14 protein-coding genes are annotated in these 18,270 nt (G+C 70.7%); 8 read left to right on the top strand and 6 right to left on the bottom strand.

Going from position 1 to position 18,270, the window contains the following annotated elements; all coding sequences use genetic code 11:
- Positions 1–72: 72 nt before the first annotated feature.
- Positions 73–624: a hypothetical protein gene (locus JOF40_RS10265; protein WP_129185334.1), complete on the top strand. Its 552-nt coding sequence runs from the start codon at positions 73–75 to the stop codon at positions 622–624.
- A 141-nt stretch (positions 625–765) separates the two neighbouring features.
- Here JOF40_RS10265 and JOF40_RS10260 read toward each other — a convergent pair whose 3' ends face one another.
- A complete protein-coding gene (locus JOF40_RS10260; protein WP_129185335.1) occupies positions 766–1,932 on the bottom strand; it encodes an acyl-CoA dehydrogenase family protein in 1,167 nt (388 codons plus the stop codon).
- 129 nt (positions 1,933–2,061) lie between these two features.
- Between JOF40_RS10260 and JOF40_RS10255 the strand changes: the two genes are divergently transcribed.
- Positions 2,062–3,840: an acetyl/propionyl/methylcrotonyl-CoA carboxylase subunit alpha gene (locus tag JOF40_RS10255; RefSeq protein WP_223148492.1), complete on the top strand. Its 1,779-nt coding sequence runs from the start codon at positions 2,062–2,064 to the stop codon at positions 3,838–3,840.
- A 56-nt stretch (positions 3,841–3,896) separates the two neighbouring features.
- On the opposite strand, the gene JOF40_RS10250 is transcribed toward JOF40_RS10255, so the two are convergent.
- The 5 genes from JOF40_RS10250 to JOF40_RS10230 all read right to left on the bottom strand — a co-directional run bounded on the left by JOF40_RS10250 (position 3,897) and on the right by JOF40_RS10230 (position 11,288).
- Positions 3,897–4,289 carry a phage holin family protein gene (locus JOF40_RS10250; RefSeq protein WP_129185336.1) on the bottom strand — a complete coding sequence of 131 codons (393 nt, stop codon included), beginning with the start codon at positions 4,287–4,289 and terminating at the stop codon, positions 3,897–3,899.
- Positions 4,286–5,974: a peptidoglycan recognition protein family protein gene (locus tag JOF40_RS10245; protein WP_129185337.1), complete on the bottom strand. Its 1,689-nt coding sequence runs from the start codon at positions 5,972–5,974 to the stop codon at positions 4,286–4,288. The genes JOF40_RS10250 and JOF40_RS10245 overlap by 4 nt, the downstream gene beginning before the upstream one ends.
- A gap of 10 nt (positions 5,975–5,984) precedes the next feature.
- Positions 5,985–9,017, bottom strand: a complete 3,033-nt coding sequence (locus tag JOF40_RS10240; RefSeq protein WP_188111928.1) for a SpoIID/LytB domain-containing protein — start codon at positions 9,015–9,017, stop codon at positions 5,985–5,987.
- Positions 9,018–9,214: 197 nt separating this feature from the next.
- Positions 9,215–10,585 (bottom strand): NAD(P)H-quinone dehydrogenase, encoded by a 1,371-nt coding sequence (locus tag JOF40_RS10235; RefSeq protein WP_129185339.1) that lies wholly within the window; start codon positions 10,583–10,585, stop codon positions 9,215–9,217.
- 49 nt (positions 10,586–10,634) lie between these two features.
- Positions 10,635–11,288: a biliverdin-producing heme oxygenase gene (locus tag JOF40_RS10230; protein ID WP_129185340.1), complete on the bottom strand. Its 654-nt coding sequence runs from the start codon at positions 11,286–11,288 to the stop codon at positions 10,635–10,637.
- Between the two features lie 147 nt (positions 11,289–11,435).
- Here JOF40_RS10230 and JOF40_RS10225 point away from each other — a divergent pair, with 147 nt between their 5' ends.
- The 6 genes from JOF40_RS10225 to JOF40_RS10200 are packed head-to-tail and all read left to right on the top strand — an operon-like array spanning position 11,436 to position 18,215.
- Positions 11,436–12,545, top strand: a complete 1,110-nt coding sequence (locus JOF40_RS10225; protein WP_129185341.1) for a heme/hemin ABC transporter substrate-binding protein — start codon at positions 11,436–11,438, stop codon at positions 12,543–12,545.
- A complete protein-coding gene (locus tag JOF40_RS10220; protein ID WP_188111927.1) occupies positions 12,542–13,642 on the top strand; it encodes a FecCD family ABC transporter permease in 1,101 nt (366 codons plus the stop codon). Before JOF40_RS10225 ends, JOF40_RS10220 begins: the two co-directional genes overlap by 4 nt.
- A complete protein-coding gene (locus JOF40_RS10215) occupies positions 13,639–14,439 on the top strand; it encodes a heme ABC transporter ATP-binding protein (RefSeq protein WP_129185342.1) in 801 nt (266 codons plus the stop codon). The genes JOF40_RS10220 and JOF40_RS10215 overlap by 4 nt, the downstream gene beginning before the upstream one ends.
- Positions 14,418–15,557 (top strand): hypothetical protein, encoded by a 1,140-nt coding sequence (locus tag JOF40_RS10210; RefSeq protein WP_129185343.1) that lies wholly within the window; start codon positions 14,418–14,420, stop codon positions 15,555–15,557. Before JOF40_RS10215 ends, JOF40_RS10210 begins: the two co-directional genes overlap by 22 nt.
- Positions 15,547–16,941 (top strand): hypothetical protein, encoded by a 1,395-nt coding sequence (locus JOF40_RS10205; RefSeq protein WP_129185344.1) that lies wholly within the window; start codon positions 15,547–15,549, stop codon positions 16,939–16,941. The genes JOF40_RS10210 and JOF40_RS10205 overlap by 11 nt, the downstream gene beginning before the upstream one ends.
- A 2-nt stretch (positions 16,942–16,943) precedes the next feature.
- On the top strand, positions 16,944–18,215 hold the full coding sequence (locus tag JOF40_RS10200) for an Ig-like domain repeat protein (protein ID WP_129185345.1): 1,272 nt from the start codon (positions 16,944–16,946) through the stop codon (positions 18,213–18,215).
- The last annotated feature ends 55 nt before the right edge of the window (positions 18,216–18,270 follow it).

The raw sequence follows: 18,270 nt of genomic DNA, 5'->3' as shown, positions 1-18,270 counted from the left end.
GCCCGGTGGCGGGGTCGCCCATCGACGCCTGGGACGGGCGACTCAGGCACCGCCACGACCTAGGCTGAGGCGATGAGCAGCGACGTACCAGGTGCGCAGCCACCGGATGTCGGTTACCGGACGATCTGGGCACCTGAGCGCGCCGCGCTGACGGTCGCACTCAGCCTGCCCGGCTTCGTCGTCTCGGCGACGATCACCGGATGGCTGGGAACGATCTTCTTTCCACTCTCGACCGCCGTGACGGTCGCGGCCGTGATCGCGGTCTGCATCATCATCGGGCGCACCATCACGTGGACGCGATTCACGGCGCGCCGCGTCATCGCCGTCTCCGACACTCACCTCGCCGTGCGGTCACGCTCGAGAACGTTGACCGAGATGCCGTGGGACGCCATCGCGTCGATCGAGCTGGTCCGCGGCAGCGGTCTGCTTCGCACCACGTTCGACGTCCTGTCCGACGACGCCGACTTCCCCTACGTCCTGGCCTCGTCGACCGACGTCTGGGACGTGCGCGGCATGTTCCCCACCGTCCTTGCGTCGCTACCTTCGGAGCTCAGGTGCCTCGAGAGCGCCCTGGTCGAGGCATGCGCGGCCCGCTCCGTCCCGTTCGGCGTCCGTCCGCAGTAGCGACCTCGCAGCCATTGATGCCGAGGAGCCGCAGGCACCGCCACGACGGCCGGGCGGTGCGCCAGCGTCCACCGCGACGGACTCGGTGGACGCCAGCGCACCGCTGCCGCGAGGAGGTGGACGCCAGCGCACCGGCCCCGCTTACTCGACTGGGAGGCCCAGGCCGCGGGCGATCAGCATGCGCTGCACCTCGGAGGTGCCCTCGCCGATCTCGAGGATCTTGGCGTCGCGGTAGAAGCGGGCGACCGGGTACTCCTCCATGAAGCCGTAGCCGCCGAACACCTGGGTCGCGATGCGCGTCGCGGTGACGGCCGACTCCGAGGTGTAGAGCTTGGCGATCGACGCGGCCTGCTTGAACTCCTGCGCCGACGCGCCGCCGTCCTTCAGCGCCGCGGCCTGGTAGGTCAGCGCCCGACCGGCCCGCACCATCGTCGCGATGTCGGCGATCTGGAAGGCCACGCCCTGCTTGGTGCCGATCGGCACGCCGAACGTCGTGCGCTCCCCCGCGTACTGCACGCACAGGTCGAGGCACGCCTGCATGCAGCCGACCGCCAGGGCCGAGATGGCGACACGGCCGTCGTCGAGCGTCGCGAGGAACTGCGCGTAGCCACGTCCGCGCTCGCCGAGCAGGTGATCGGCGGGGACCCGTGCCGCCGTGAACGACAGCGGATGCGTGTCGGAGATGTGCCAGCCGAGCTTGTCGTACGGGGCCTCGGCCACGAAGCCCGGCGTGTCCGCCGGCAGCATGATCGCCGAGATCTCGGGCCTACCGTCGACGCGCGTGCCGGTGCGCGCCGTCACGGTGACGAGCGAGGTGATGTCGCTGCCGGAGTTCGTGATGAACTGCTTCGAGCCGTCGACGACCCACGAGTCGCCGTCGAGGACGGCCCGGGTCTTGGTCGCCGAGGCGTCCGATCCGGCACCGGGCTCGGTCAGGCCGAAGCCGGCGAGCCTGCGACCCGCCACGAGGTCGGGCAGCCACCGCTCCTTCTGCTCGGGCGTGCCGTACTCGAGGATCGGCGTGATGCCGAGCCCGACGCCGGCCTGCAGCGTGATGCCGATCGACTGGTCGACCCGACCGAGCTCCTCGATCGCGACGCACAGCGAGGTGAAGTCGCCGTCGGCCCCGCCGAACTCCTCCGGGGCGGTCAGCCCGAACAGCCCCAGGTCGCCCATCTTCTGCACGAGGTCGACCGGGAAGTGGTGCGCCTTGTCCCACTCCGCGACGTGCGGTGCCACCTCGGCCGCGGCGAACTCGCGGACGGTGCGGCGGAAGGACTCGTGCTCACGGGACAGGGCGAAGGTCATGGCCGCCATGTTAACAACCATTAACCTGGACCGACAAACGCGCCCTCCGGCGAGACGTACCTCATATGACGTCCAACTATCCGACGCCCTAGACTGCGGCAGGCATCCGTCGCACAAGGAGAAGACTCAGTGAGCAAGCCCCTGGCCAAGGTCCTGATCGCCAACCGCGGTGAGATCGCCGTCCGCGTCATCCGAGCCTGCAAGGACTCCGGCATCGGCAGCGTCGCGGTCTACGCCGAGCCCGACCGCGACGCGGTGTTCGTACGCCTCGCCGACGAGGCGTACTCGTTGGACGGTTCGACGCCAGCCGACTCCTACCTGTCGATCGAGAAGATCATCGCCGTCGCGAAGCGCTCCGGCGCCGACAGCGTGCACCCCGGCTACGGCTTCCTGGCCGAGAACGCCGAGTTCGCCCAGGCCGTCATCGACGCCGGGCTGATCTGGATCGGTCCCCCGCCAGCTGCCATCGAGAGCCTCGGCGACAAGGCCAAGGCCAAGCAGATCGCGCTCAAGGCCAACGCGCCCCTCGCTCCGGGCACCAAGGACGCCGTCAAGGACGCCGACGAAGTCGTCGCGTTCGCCCGGGAGAACGGCCTGCCCGTCGCGATCAAGGCCGTCTTCGGCGGAGGCGGCCGTGGACTCAAGGTCGCCCGCACCCTCGAGGAGATCCCCGAGCTCTACGAGTCGGCCGTCCGCGAGGCCGTCAGCGCCTTCGGCCGCGGCGAGTGCCTGGTCGAGAAGTTCCTCGACAAGCCGCGCCACGTCGAGACCCAGTGCCTCGCCGACAGCCACGGCAACGTCGTGGTCATCTCGACCCGCGACTGCTCGCTGCAGCGCCGCCACCAGAAGCTCGTCGAGGAGGCCCCCGCGCCGTTCCTGACCGACGACCAGATCGAGCGCCTCTACACCTCCTCCAAGGCCATCCTCAAGGAGGCCAGCTACGTCGGTGCCGGCACGTGCGAGTTCCTCGTCGCGGCCGACGGCACGATCAGCTTCCTCGAGGTCAACACCCGCCTGCAGGTCGAGCACTGCGTCTCCGAGGAGGTCACGGGCATCGACCTGGTGCGCGAGATGTTCCGCATCGCAGCGGGCGAGGAGCTCGGCTACGGCGACCCCGAGATCCGCGGTCACTCGATGGAGTTCCGCATCAACGCCGAAGACGGCGGCCGCGGCTTCCTGCCCGCGCCCGGCACCCTGACCAAGTGGTCGCCCCCGTCCGGACCCGGCGTCCGCCTCGACGGCGGCTACGAGGAGGGCGAGACGATCCCCGGATCGTTCGACTCCCTCATCGCCAAGCTCGTCATCACCGGCACCAGCCGCGAGCAGGTGCTGGCCCGTTCGCGCCGCGCGCTCGACGAGTTCGTCGTCGACGGCATGCCCACGGTCATCCCGTTCCACCGCTCGGTCGTCGACGACCCGGCCTTCACCGCCGAAGACGGCTCGTTCGACGTCTACACGACCTGGATCGAGACCGACTACGACAACCAGCTCGAGCCCTACTCGGGTGCCTCCGCGGACGCCGACGAGCCCGAGTCGCGCGAGCGCGTCACGGTCGAGGTCGGCGGCAAGCGTGTCGAGGTCGTCCTGCCCGGCGGCCTCGGAGCATCCGCTGCCGCGGCCGGCGGTGCCAAGAAGGCCAAGCGCAAGGCCGGCAAGGCAGCGGGAGCGGCCGCCTCGGGCGACTCGCTCGTCGCGCCCATGCAGGGCACCGTCGTCAAGGTCACGGTCACCGAGGGCCAGGAGGTCGCCGCGGGCGACCAGATCGTCGTCGTCGAGGCCATGAAGATGGAGCAGCCGATCAACGCCCACAAGGCCGGCATCGTGACGGGTCTGGCCGTCGAGGTCGGTGGCGGAGTGACGTCCGGTCAGGTCGTCGCGGAGATCAAAGACGCGGCACCGGCCGAGTAGCGGTGTGTTGACCGGCCGTTCGTGAACGGCCGGTCAACACGGCGAGACCGGCGCCGTCAGCGAGTGGTCAGGCGCTTCGGCGGCGGGGCCTTGTCGACCTCGCCGAAGGCGACGCCTGCGGCCCAGACGATCAGCGTCACGCCGACCCAGGTGCCCCAGCCGTCGATCGAGAAGCCGTCCTCGGGCACCACCACCTCCGTGAGGACCAGCACCAGCAACGTCAGCACGAGCCCTCCGGCGATCGTGTAGCCACGGGCGAAGCGGTTCACGGTGCCGACGACGATGCCCCGCAGGGCCACCGTCAGCACCGTGAACAGCACGACCGCGACGACGAACCAGCCGAACCGGATGTTGAACCGGTCGAACACCCACGCCGCGAAGGCCAGCGAGAACGCATTGGCAGCCGCCGAGATCGCGACCGACTTGGCCAGGTCGGGACCGATCGTCACTTCACCGACACCGTGACGCGTCCGTTCGACTGGAGCGTCAGGGTTCCCTTCGAGAAGTAGGCCCGCTCGCGTCCGCCCGAGATCTTGGTCTGCGTCTTGGTCGGCACGCCGAGCTTGCCGCTGGCCTCGCGCAGGGATCGGTACTTGTTCTCGACCTTGCCGTAGAGCGCGTAGGCCGCGACCTTCTTGTTCTTGCGCTTGACCCGGTAGATCGTCCCGTGGTGGAAGCGCTGCATGCGCACCTGCGACCGGGCGGTCGTGACGATGATCCCCGTCGGGACGCCGAGCGCACCCGACTGCCCCTTCAGCGAGTTGTACCGCGAGCGGACGACGTCGCCGAGCGAGAAGGTGCCGAGCGGCGACGAGATGATGTCGATCTTCTTGTAGCGGGCCTTGGTGCCGCCGGGGGCCGTGTAGAACGGGTACTCGGCCTGCACGAGGGCACCCGTCGCGCCTGCGCCGAGCTTGGCGACCCGCTGCGCGATCGGCGTGGCGACGCTCGCGGTGTAGCCCGCGACGCTGTCGCGCAGTCCGCCGGGCGCGCTGAGCCAGGCGTAAGCGGCCGCGCCGGGGCACTCGGTGCCGACGACGTCGCGGTGGCCCGCGATGCGGTTGAGCGTCTTGCCACCCAGCGAGTAGGTGCCCGAGGCGGGCAGGCCCACGAGGCTGAAGCGCCACGCGACGAGCTTGGTGACGGCGTCCTTGGTGGCCTGCGTCGGAGCCATGGTCGAGAACGTGCCCATCATCGAGACGCCCATCGTGTTCTCGTTGACCGCGGCGTTGCCCGAGTGCGCGGCGCGCACGGCGCGGTCGATACCACCGTTGCGGCCCTCGAAGATCTGGCCGTACTTGTCGACCAAGAAGTTGTAGCCGATGTCGCACCACTTGCGCGACTTCATGTGATACGCCTGCGTGGCGCGCACGATCTGCGCCGACTGGGCGGCGGTGTACGTGTTGGTGCCGGCGGTGTGGTGGATGACCGCGCCCTTGATGCCGCCGGGGCTGACGTTGGGACTGCTGCACGAGGTGTTGGGGGCCGCGCCCCACGCCGAGCGCAGGATGATCGGGGGCATCGGGGCGGTCGCGCCGCTCGCGACCGTGACGGCCGAGGCCGACGACGTGCGGTAGACCGCGGGGCTGACCGACGACGCGGGCGCGGCGGCCGGGGCGGATGCCTGCCCGGCTGCCGGCGTCGTGCCGGGATCGATCGTGGCGACCTTGAGGCCTGCGGGACGCTGACCGGTCGGGCTGGTCACCCGCACCGAGATGCCATCGGCGGAGCCGACCCAGAGGGGCTCGGTGCCGTCCTGGCCGCCCTCGGAACCGTCATCGCCCTCGACGTGCAGCTCCTGCCACTCGCCCCAGGCTCCCGCGGTGCGCAGCCGCACCTCGACGAGCAGGCCCGTCGCGTCGAAGCCGCGGTCCCACGTGACGCCGACGAGGCCGAAGTCGTCGGTCTTGCGGGCCGGCAGCTCGGCCACGAGGTCGCCGCCGTCGGCCGTGGCAGCCGACAGGCCCTGCGACACCGCCGGGACGGTCGTCGTCGACACGTCGACCGGGTCGGTGGGCGCGGCGACGGCGTCGGCAGGAGGCGCCACGACGTCGTCGGCATGGGCACTGGACGAGACGAATGTCATCGACGTGGCCAGCACGGCTCCGACGATCGCCCCCGAGATGAAACGCATGAACAAGACCCTAACTTCCGAAGCTGAACCAGTTGGACTTGAGCCCGAAGGCCCACCGGGCGTCGTTGCCCGAGATGGAGACGTTCGCGCTCGTCCCCACCAGCGTGATGCTGCTGACACGGCCACCCCACGACCCGCCGCCGGCGCGACGCGTGATCGCGAGCGACCGCAGCGTTCCGATGGTGGGGTACGCCTTCTGGATGCGTGCTGCCGGGACCGTCGTGGTCCAGGCATGGTTGGCATTGCCGGCCCATCCGTCGTACGGGTCGTCCCCCGCCACGAGATAGGGCTGCGAGCCGACCGAGGTGCGCCCGCCCGAGGATGACGAGAACTGCGTCAACGCCGGCACACCGTTGTAGGACACGTACTGGCCGCTCGTGGCGCGAGCAGCGGCATCGGTCGTCGCGGTCTCCCGCGACGCACCTCCGTACACCTGGCACGCCGTGGTGCTGCAGATGTCGTAGTAGCGCGCGGCGTTGATGCTGCGGACGCCGTAGGTACGGGCCGCGACGGCCTGTGCCTTCAGCGCCTCGGGTGCCCACTTGGCGGGCATCTCGGCCGCGATGACACCCCGCACGTAGTGCTCGAGCGGCAGGACGTTGACGGTGTCGCGGGCGGTCGAGCCCTTCGACGGGACCGCCGACCTGATGGCACCGCGGTAGGAGACGGTCGAGCCGCCCGGCAGCACGAGCCCGATGCGGCTCGGGCCCTGGAACTGCCCGTCACCGGTCCACCGGATGCCCTTGTACGTGCGGTAGCTGCGCCCGCTGGTGCGGTACTGCAGGGTCGACTGCGTCTTCTTCGACGAGACGCGCACGATGCGCCAGGTCGTGACCTTGCGGCCGCCGACCGTCGTGGGCAGGGACTTCTTGAACGATCCCGAGACCTTGCGGAACACGAGTCCGGACGCGGCACGCACGTCGACCGCGTCGCTGGTGTCCTGCGAGATGAGCACGCGGATCGACCCGCCCTGGGTGCCCAACGACGTACCCGGGTAGTACGAGGCGAGGATGCGGTCGTACGTGACACCGGCCAGCGCGGCACCCTGGGCACCGTACTGGCTCATCCCGATGCCGTGGCCGTAGCCGTGACCGGAGATCGCGATCGCGCCGGACGCGGGCACCGTCACGGTGTCGACACCGGGTGCCTCGGCGGACGGGGGCACCGTCGCGGCCGATGACACGGCGGCGGGCTCTGCGGCGGCCGCCGGAGCCGATGCCGCGGAAGCAGCCTTGGCGGCGACCGACGAGAGGTTGAACCCCTTGAGCGACGAGTAGCCACCCTTCAGCGAGCCGTTGACGGCGCGCACCTTGGCGTACCAGTCGGTGCCGTTCGTGGGCTTCAGCTTGGCGACCAGGGCCGTCGTCCCGGACACGCCGTACGCCGACCGGTTGCACACCTTCTTGACGTTCTTGTTGGCGTAGAGGCAGACGTCGTAGCTCGTCGCCCCGGCGACCGCGGGCCAGGTCAGGCGGGCGGACCGCGCCCCGGCCTTGACGCTGACCTTGCTGACGGTTGCGGGCTTGACCGCGGGAGCCGGAGCGGACGGAGCCGCGGATCCTCCGGGGATGACGGCACCGGCGCTCGTGTAGGCCGTGGCCCTGCCGGCAGCGGTCGTCGTGATGTAGCCGCCGTCGAACTCCTGGCGCGTGCCGCCGGCCGCCGCCGCGGCGTTCGCCTTCGGGTAGCCGAGCACCCCGGCGCGCGAGCCGACCCGGTCGTACTCGGCGCGGATGGTGCCGCCGACCGTGAACGCGGGTCCTGCGGTGCCCTTGGAGTAGATGTCGACGAGCTTGGCCCGCAGGCGGCTGCCATCGGCACCCTGCGCCTCGCCGATGAAGATCGGGCCGGTCGCGGCTGCGCCGAGGGCGCGGTAGAGCGACTTGACCGGGCTGGAGTAGGCCGCGATGTACGCCTCGACGCGGTCGCGCAGGCCGCCGGCCTCCGACAGCCACGCGTAGCCGTAGCGACCCGGGCAGGCAGTGCTGAGGACGTCGCGGTGGCCCGCGATCATGTTGAGCGTCTTGCCGCCCAGGGAGTACGTGCCCTTGGCCGGGAGGTAGTTGGTGCCGAGCCGCCAGCCGATCAGCCGCACCATGGCGTCCTTGAGCGCCGCGCTCGGCTTGACCTCGTCGTAGTTGCCCATCATCGAGACGCCCATGGCGTACATGTTGACCGCGGCGTTGCCCGAGTGCGCGGCGCGGACGGCACGGTCGATGCCACCGCGGCGGCCCTCGAAGATCTGCCCGTACTTGTCGACCAGGAAGTTGTAGCCGAGGTCGCACCACTTGCGTGACTTCATGTGGAACGCCTGGGTGGCACGCACGATCTGTGCCGACTGGGCCTGCGTGTACGAGTTGGTGCCGGCCGTGTGGTGGACGACGACGCCGCGGGTCTGGTCACCGGCCGCGGGCGAGTCGCACGGCGTCCCGGCGGACGCACCCCAGGCCGCGCGCGAGATGATCGCGGGCTGCGGCGTGTAGCCGGGTGCGCCGTCTGCGGCGGCGGTCCTGAAGGCGGCACCCGTCGCGCCCGGCTCGGCGACGGCGTCGTCCTGGCCCGGGTCGATCGTGGCGATGCGGACGCCCTCGAGCGGGTCGCCGTCGCTGGTGACACGCGCCGCCACGCCGTCGGCGTCGCCGACCCACAGCGGCTCGGTGCCGGGCTCTCCACCCTCGCCGGCCTGCACCTCGACGTCGAGCGTCGTCCATGCCGACCACGCGCCGGCCGTGCGGGTGCGCACCTCGACCTTGACGCCCGTCGACGGGCCGCTGGTCCACGTGACGCCGACCATCCTGAAGTCGGACGTCGCGGTCTTGGGCAGCTCGGCGACGAGGTCGCTGCTCGACGGGCGCTCAGGCGCGACGGGGACAGAGGGGACGGCGGTCGTCGTGACGTCGACCGGAGGCGCCTCGACCGGCGCGGGTGCCGCGACGGCTCCGGGCGCAGCGCCCGTGACCTGCGTGCCCGCGGCCTGCGCGGGGACGGGTGCGAGCACGCCAGCACCCACCACGAGGGCGATCGTGAGGCCAGTGCCGGACATGCGTCGAGCCGTGCGCCAGGAAAGCATGGGGGAAGTCCATTCCTGTGACTGATGTGACTGGTGTGACCAGAGTGGTCGCCGACTGATTATGCCCATAACTTTTCCCGAAATGCGACCGAAAAATGACAATCCCGCGAACTACACGCGTGTCATTCCTGCGGTTGCAGGGAGCGGGCCGTCAGGCCGGGGACAAGCTGTCAGCCGATGTGGTGCAGACGGCGGGCCGCCTCGGCGACCGAGCCGGACATCGACGGGTAGACCGTGAAGGCGTCCGCGACCTGGTCGACCGTCAGCGAGGCCGAGACCGCCAGCGACAGGGCGTGGATGAGCTCGCTGGCTCGCGGACCGACGACGACGCCGCCCACCACGACGCCCATGCCCCGGCGGCAGAAGATCTTGACGAAGCCGTCGTGGACGCCCTGCATCTTGGCGCGGGCGTTGGACGCCAGCGGCAGCATCGCGACGTCGATCTGCAGATCGCTCTCCTCGACCTGCTTCTGCGACATGCCGACCGTCGCGATCTCGGGCGAGGTGAACACGTTGCTCGAGACCTTGCCGAGGTCGAGCGGGTGCACCGCGTCGCCCAGCAGGTGCGACATCGCGATGCGTCCCTGCTGCGCGGCGACCGACGCCAGCATCAGCACGCCGGTGCAGTCACCGGCCGAGTAGATGCCCCGCACGCTGGTGCGCGAGACGCGGTCGACCTTGATGAAGCCGCCGTCGTCGAGCACGACCCCGACCTCCTCGAGGCCCAGGCCGGCGGTGTTGGGGATCGAGCCGAGCGCCAGCAGGCAGTGGGAGCCCTCGACCGTGCGCCCGTCCGTCAGCGTCACCAGCACGCCGGCGTCTGTGCGCTCGACCGAGGCCATGCGCGAGTTGCCCATGACCGTCATGCCGCGCCGCGTGAAGACGTCCTCGATGACGTTGGCGGCGTCGACGTCCTCGCCGGGCAGCACCCGGTCGCGGCTCGACACGAGCGTCACCGACGCACCGAGCCCGTTGTAGGCGCTCGCGAACTCCGCACCCGTGACACCCGAGCCGACAACGATCATGTGCTCGGGCAGCTCCTGCAGCGAGTACACCTGCTCCCAGGTGAGGATGCGCTCGCCGTCGGGCTGGGCCGTGGGGCTGACGCGAGGATGAGCGCCGGTGGCCACGAGGATCGCATCGGTCTCGATGACCTGCTCGCCGTCGGCGGTCTCGACCCGCACCGAGCCCGCGGTCTCGATCGTCGCGGTGCCGGCGACCATGACGACGTCGCTGGCGGCGAGGCGGTGGGCGATGTCGTCGGACTGCGCCTGCGCGAGGGCCAGCACACGGGAGTCGACGGCGGCGAGATCGGCGCGGATCGAGGCCGGCACCTTGACGCCCAGCTCGCCGGCCGTGCTGACGTCGGTGAGCAGGTCGGAGGTCGCGATCAGCGTCTTGCTGGGCACGCAGTCGGTCAGGACCGTCGAGCCGCCGATGCCGTCACGCTCGATCAGGGTGACCTGCGCCCCCAGTCGGGAGGCGACCAGCGCCGCCTCGTAGCCACCAGGTCCGCCGCCGACGATCGTCACATGAGCCACGCCCACATTGTCGCGCACTCACGCTGCCCGAAGCCAATCCGCTGAGGCGTCAGGGGCGGGAGTACCTGTCGAGGTGGGTCGTCATCTCGGCGAAGATGCCGCCATTCAGGCTGAAGACGGCCTTGACCTCGTCGAGGACGCGCTGGCGGTCGGCGTCGTCGAGGGGCAGGGCGTCGAGGCGCGCCCGGTAGGCGTCCTTGTAGAGCTTGGGCTTGGGCACCTCGTCGAAGGCGTAGAACGCCGTGCCGACGCCGTCGAGCCCGAACTCGCGGCTGATGATGCGGCCGATCGCCTGTCCGCCCGAGAGGTCGCCGAGGTAGCGCGTGTAGTGGTGCGCCACGAACAGGCCGCCCCACGACGCGGACTCCCGGATGCGCGCGACGTAGGCGTCGGTGGCCGGGCTGTCGACGTCGACGCGTCCCCAGTGGTCGAGATCCGCGTCGATCGCGGCGAGCCGCTCGATGGCCGGGTCGATGACGGCCGAGGCGACGGGGTCGGACGCCAGCTCGGCGGCGGTGCCCTCGAGGGCTTCGTACACCCGGCGCAGCAGACCGAGGAAGTGCGCGTAGCCGGCCTCGTTGATGCGCCCGGCGAGCAGCTCGGACATGAAACTCGATCCCTCGGCGGCGGTGTGCTCCGCCTGCGATCCAGTGCGGAGCAGGGCTGACAGCGAGGGCGCGGGGCTCTCGGCGGTGATGGTCATGGCGTGCTCCTGGGACGGGCGGCGGGTGTGCCAAAGATTATGACACACGGTCATCTTGTTCTGACAAGATGTCATGATCCATGTCACACTTTGGATAGGCAACCCTGAGAACTGTTAGCCTACCCTCACCTAACCCGAAGGATTACCGTGCCCCGCCCTGTCTTCTCCGCGGCCCGCCGTCTCGCGGCCGTCCTCCTGTCGGTCTCCGTCGTCGCCGCCTGCGGGGCCGGCTCGGGTGGCGGCACGGCGCACGGTGGCACCGACCGCGCCGCCGTCGACCTCGCCTCGGCAACGGTGCTCGACGACCCGAAGTCGTACTCCGGCGAGACACACGCCTCGCTGGCCGGCAGCTCCATCACGCCCGTCACGACCTCGCCGCAGCAGACCCTCCCCGTCACGGTGACCGACGCCCAGGGCACCAAGGTGACGATCACCGACACGAGCCGCATCCTCGCGCTCGACATCTACGGCACGCTCTCGCAGACCGTGTTCGAGCTCGGGCTCGGGGACCAAGTCGTGGGCCGTGACGTCTCGACCCAGTTCGACGAGGCCAAGAAGCTCCCGCTCGTGACGAGCAACGGCCACGACCTCAACGCCGAGTCGATCCTCGAGCTCGACCCCACCGTGATCCTCACCGACACGTCGCTGGGTCCGTGGGACGTCATCCTGCAGATGCGTGACTCGGGCATCCCCGTCGTCGTGACCGACTCCCAGCGCAGCCTCGACAACGTCTCGTCGCTGACGCAGGAGGTCGCAGACGCCCTGGGCGTCCCCGCCGAGGGCAAGCAGCTGGGCCAGCGGATCGAGAAGGAGGTCGCCGCCACAAAGGCCGCGATCGCGAAGGTCGCACCCACGGCCGTCCAGGACAAGCTGCGGATGGTCTTCCTGTACGTGCGCGGCCAGGCCGGCGTCTACTACATGTTCGGCGAGGGCTCCGGGGCCGACGGCCTGATCGATGCGGTCGGCGGCTACGACGTGACCCGCGAGATCGGCTGGAACGGCATGAAGCCCGTCAACGACGAGGCCATCATCGCGGCGCAGCCCGATCTCATCATCATGATGAGCAAGGGGCTCGAGTCGGTCGGCGGCGTCGACGGGCTGCTCGACCGCCTGCCCGCGATCGCCAACACCCCGGCCGGTCAGAACCGGCGCATCGTCGACATGCAGGACAGCCAGGTGCTGAGCTTCGGACCGCGGACGGCCGAGGTGCTCAACTCGCTCGCCGTCGCGATCTACGCCCCGGAGTCGGCCCAGTGACAGCCACGCTGCCCCCACGGGCCGCGCCGGTCGCCGACACGACTCCGCCGCTCCCCCGCCGTCACGGTGCCCGCGCGACGGCGCTGTTCGTCGTGCTCGGCGTCGCGCTCGCCGTGCTCACGGTCTACGCCGCCGGACGCGGTCAGCTGGCGATCCCGGCGAGCGAGGTCTGGGGCTCCCTGATGCACCGCGTGGGGCTCGACTGGGGGACGATGCCGACGCACCCCCAGGGCGACAACACGCTGTGGCAGGTGCGGTTCCCGCGCATCGCGCTCGCGATCATCGTCGGTGCCGCCCTGTCGACGGCCGGCGCGCTGATGCAGGGCATCTTCGGCAACCCGCTGGCCGAGCCCAGCGTCGTCGGCGTGTCGACGGGTGCCGCCTTCGCCGCCGCGATCGTGATCGTCTTCCAGATCCAGCTGATCGGGTCGTGGACGACGGCGCTGTTCGCCTTCGTCGGCGGCCTCGTGACGACCCTGCTGGTCTACGCCCTCTCCCGGGCCGATGGACGCACCGAGGTCGTGACGCTGGTGCTGACCGGCATCGCGGTCAATGCGGTGTGCGCGTCGGGGCTGGCGCTGATGATCTTCCTCGGCGACACCCAGGAGCGCGAGCAGATCGTGTTCTGGCAGCTCGGCAGCCTCAACGGCAGCAGGTGGGAGTACGTCGGTGTCGTCGCCCCGCTCGTCGCGGTGGGCCTGGTGGGATCGATGCTGATGGCCCGCCGGCTCGACGTGCTGGCGCTTGGCGACCGGGCAGCACGGCACGTCGGCATCGACGTCGAGCGGCTGCGCCTCGTCGCGATCGTCCTGGTCGCCCTGCTCACGGCGGCGGCGGTGTCGTTCGCCGGCATCATCGCCTTCGTCGGCCTCGTCGTGCCGCACCTCATCCGGATGCTCGTCGGACCCGGTCACCGCGTGCTCGTGCCGGCCAGCGCCCTCGCGGGCTCGGTCCTGCTGCTGGGCGCCGACCTGATCGCCCGCACGGCCGTCACCGGGGCCGACCTGCCGATCGGCATGCTCACTTCGTTGGTCGGCGGCCCGTTCTTCTTCTGGCTGCTGCGGCGCACCCGCAAGACGGCGGGAGGCTGGGCATGACTCTCGCGTTGACCGACGTCTCGGCCGACCTGGGTGGACACCCGATCCTGCACGGCGTCAGCCTCGAGGTCGTCCCCGGCGAGCTCGTCGCCCTCGTCGGCCCCAACGGCGCCGGCAAGACGACGCTGCTCAGCGTCATGTCGGGCGACATCACGCCGACCTCGGGTCAGGCCACCCTCGACGGCGTCGAGCTGCACCGCTGGAAGGTCGCCGCCCTGGCCCGCCAGCGTGCGGTGCTGCCCCAGGAGCAGCGGCTCGCCTTCGGGTTCCGCGCGGTCGACGTCGTCCGCATGGGGCGCGCTCCCTGGGCACGGCTGCCCGAGGAGGACCTCGACGACCTCGTGGTCGCCGAGGCGATGCAGCGCACCGACGTGCTGGGCCTGGCCGACCGGTCGTTCCCGACCCTGTCGGGCGGCGAGAAGGCCCGCACGTCGTTCGCCCGGGTGCTCGCGCAGCAGACCTCGGTCGTGCTGCTCGACGAGCCGACCGCGGCCCTCGACATCCGCCACCAGGAGCAGGTGCTCTCGGAGGCGCGCCGGCTGGCGGCCGACGGTCACGCCGTCGTGGCGGTGCTGCACGACCTCACGGTCGCCGCGGCGCACGCCGACCGCATCTGCATGCTCGCCGACGGACGCCTGCGCGCCGACGGCCCACCCCGCGAGGTCATGACGCCCGACGTGCTCGGCGAGGTCTACGGACATCCCGTCGACGTCGTCGACCACCACGGACGCCTCGTCGTCCTCCCCCACCTGATCGCCCTCACCGAGGAGGACCCATGCGCGTCCGTGCTCTCCTGACCATCACGACGCTCTGCGCGAGCGCGCTGCTGATCCCGTCACCGGCCCAGGCTGCCGCGCGGGTCAGCATCGACAACGGCCAGGGTGCCGCGAAGGCCGATCCGACCTACGCCACGACGCTCGAGGTCAGCGGTTCGGGCTTCCAGTCGATCAAGGGCGGCCATGGCGGCATCTACGTCTTCTTCGGCACGGTCAGCGGCACGTGGCGTCCCAGCAAGGGCGGCCAGGTGGGCACCAACTACCGCTACGTGCCCGACAGCGAGAGCAAGAACAACCAGGGCTTCCAGCGGTTCGTGGCCTTCCCGGGCAGCGACACCGCTTCATCGGCCAACGGCGGGACGATCAAGGCCGACGGCACCTGGTCGACGCAGCTGACGGTCCCCGGTGCGACGTTCAAGACCGTCGACCGGGCCGGCAAGACCGTCACGGTCGACTGCACGGCCGTGACCTGCGGCGTCATCACGATCGGTGCGCACGGCGTCAAGAACGGCAGCAACGAGACGTTCACGCCGCTCTCGTTCGCGGCGGGAGCCGGGACGAAGGCGCCTGCGGCGTCGGCGACCTCGCCGGACCCAGCCGCCGGTGCCGGCTCGGGTGCCGCGCCCGTCGCGCCGGAGTCACCGACCGCGTCCGCCGCTCCTTCGGCTCCGGCCGCTCCGCCCGCCGCAGTGGTCGATCCCAGCACCGCCGTCGTCGGCCGGGTGCTGTCGTTCACGGGCAGCGGCTTCACCCCCGGCGAACAGGTCGTGGCGACGCTCGACGACGGGCGCGCCGCCGTCGGCCCGCTCAGCGCCGGACCGTCCGGTGAGATCGCCGGTGTGCTCCAGCTGCCCGAGGGCACCAGCGCCGGCACCCACGTGCTCAAGCTCATGGGGGCCGCCTCGGGTGCCACGCCCACCGTCAACTTCCCGGTGGCGGCCGACCGGTCGAGCGTCCCTACTGCCGCCGATGACTCGACTGGCGCACCCGACTGGCTGCCGTACGCGTTCCTGGGCCTCACCCTCGTTGCCCTGCTCGGGGCCGTGACGTTCGCGACGGTCCGCTTCCGCACGATCCACCGACGTCGCAAGGCCTCCGCCGCAGCACCCGCCACCGGGGAGGCCGCGCATGCGCTCTGAGATCCGCACCGCGTTCGCAGTGCTCGCGACCACGGCCGTCCTGCTCGGATCGGCCACGATGGCGCTGGCCGCCGAGGGGGACGATGTCGTGCCCGAGCCGGCAGCGGCGACGTCGACGCCTTCGCCCTCGCCTTCGCCGACCGAGTCGTCGCCGCCCCCCGGGCCGACGGAGTCGTCGCCGACGCCGGAGCCGACCGATTCTTCTCCCACACCGACGCCGACCGACCCCTCGCCGACGCCGACCCCCGCGCCCAGCCCGACCGCCGCGCCAGTCCCGACCGGGGCCTTCACCGTGACGGACGCCCAGGTGCGCTGGGGCATCAACGACGAGTCGAACAACCGGGCCTTCGCCCCCGGCACGTTCAACTTCTTCTCCGCCGGCAAGATCGCCGATCCCGGCAGGGGAAACACGCAGCTGACGCAGGCGGGCTGGAAGCAGGCCGACGGCCAGGTCTCGATCCAGAAGTACCTCAACGGCTCCTGGACGTCCGCGACCTGGGAGGGGCTGCGCACCGACACCGACGGCAAGAGCATCCCCGGCACCAACGGGCCGTTCAGCGGGCACGAAGTCGTCATCGGCGGCGGCACCGGCACGGTCGATCCGACGAGCGGCACGGCGTCGATCCAGTGGAACGGCTCGTTCACGGTGCTGTACTACTCGGGCTACAGCTTCTTCTACGTCACCGACCCGAAGCTCACCGTGACCGGTGGTGTCGGCCGGCTCACCGCGACCCTGAGCGGCTTCGGCTCGTCGATGGACGACCTGACGCAGTGGAAGCCTGTCGCGCCGGTCCCGAACGTCGTCCTGGCCGATCTCGGTGCCGTCGACCTCGCGAAGGACCTCGGCTTCACGGCGACACCTGCCTACAAGGGCGTCGCCGTCACCGTGCCGGGTGACGCGCAGGTGCGCTCCGGTGACAGCTGGGGCTCGTTCCCGCAGTCGTTCATCGACTACCAGACCTCGTCCGGCACGGGCTCGTACTGGTACTCCAGCGGCGGTGCCGCGGACGCGCACAAGGTGGCCAAGCCCGTGACGATCTCCTACGCCGCCGGGTCGCCCGTCGCCGTCAAGGCACCCGCCAAGGCCAAGAAGAAGTCAGCCAAGAACGACGCGCCGCGCAACAAGGCCGTCGCCCCTCCGGCATCGGTCCCAGCCGGCCTCCCCGCGGTCACCGCACCGCTGACGGCACCGGCCGACGCCCAGGTCGCGGGCACGACGTACGCACAGACGCGCCCCGTCTCGACCGTCACCGGGGCTTCCGCAGCACCCGTCGGCCGGACCGGCGCGGAGGGCGTCTGGATCCTCGGCGGCGTCCTGCTCGGAGCCGCCGCGCTCGTCACCCTCACCCCGCTCATCTACTCCGCCACACGAACCGAAAGGTAGTCATGTCTCTCACCACCCGAGCCCGTCGTGGGCTCGCCGGCACCCTCGCGACGGCGCTGGCCGCAGGCGGTCTCCTGGGCCTCGCCTCGCCGTCGCAAGCCGATCCGGACGTCACGCCCGTCACGAACGCATCCCTGACCTGGAACCTCAACGACGAGCAGGGCGGCGGAGCGTTCAACGGCTCGTGCAACTTCCTGTCCGCGGGCAAGGCCGGCGACACAGGCAGCAGCCGCGCATGGACCAAGACCGAGTACACGCCGATCGCGGGCAACGTCCGCATCGAGAAGCCCGGACGCACCACCCCGTGGGTCACCCCGATCTGGGAGACCCGGTGCATCGACCGGAGCGGCAAGACAGTCACGGCGTCCAGCGCCGCCTCCACGACCGAGAACCGGGTTCGTCTCTCCGCCGGCGAAGGTTCGTACGCGGCCGACGGCTCCGGCACGATCAGCTGGACCGGCTCCTTCACGTCGGCGTTCTACGGCGGCATGACCTACTGGACCGCCACCGACCCCACCCTGACGGTCGCTGCTGACGGCGTTGCGACGCTCACGGCCGACCTCAGCGGCTATGGGGCGTCGATGACGGACACCTCGTTGTGGGCCCCGCTGCAGACCAGGAACGACCAGGTCATCGCCAGCTTCGCCGGGGTGGACATCACGGCGACCGGTTTCACGGCCGCACCGCAGTACGCGGGCGTCGACATCGACGACACCGGCTACGCAACGCCTCAGGTCAAGACCGGCAGCAGCTGGGGCTCGTTCCCGCAGCAGTTCGTCGACTTCCAGCAGGCGACCGGCCAGTCGTCCTACTGGTACAGCTCAGGCGGCCAGCGCGATGCGGCCAAGCCCGCCGGTCCGGTCGCGCTCACGTTCGGTACACCCGAGGTCCTGCCCGTCGACACCGCCCCGGTCGTCACGCCTGCTCCTGTCCCGGTGCCCGCGCCTGCGCCTGCGCCGCCGGCCGCCCCCGCGAAGGCGTCCACGAAGAAGCCGACGGTCAAGGTCTCCAAGCGCCCGACCACCAAGAAGGCCGGCAAGGCGACGATCACCGTGACGTCCGCCGCTCCGGGAGCCAAGCCGTCCGGCAAGGCCAAGGTCACGCTCACGAAGGGCAAGACCAAGAAGACCGTCACGGTCACCGTCAAGAACGGCAAGGCCACGGTCAAGCTGCCGAAGCTCAAGAAGGGCACCTGGAAGCTCAAGGTCTCCTACGCCGGCAGCGCGACCCAGAGCCCGGCGACGTCCAAGGCGTACACGGTCAAGTCGAAGTAGCTCGAGCCCTCCTGATTTCCCCCATCCCGGTCCCCCGCCGGGTCATCTGAAAGGC

Origin of the sequence: Aeromicrobium fastidiosum, assembly GCF_017876595.1 — a bacterium.
Lineage (GTDB): Bacteria > Actinomycetota > Actinomycetes > Propionibacteriales > Nocardioidaceae > Aeromicrobium > Aeromicrobium fastidiosum.
The sequence above is the reverse complement of the archived record's forward strand: the minus strand, read 5'-3'. Positions and strand labels throughout refer to the sequence as shown.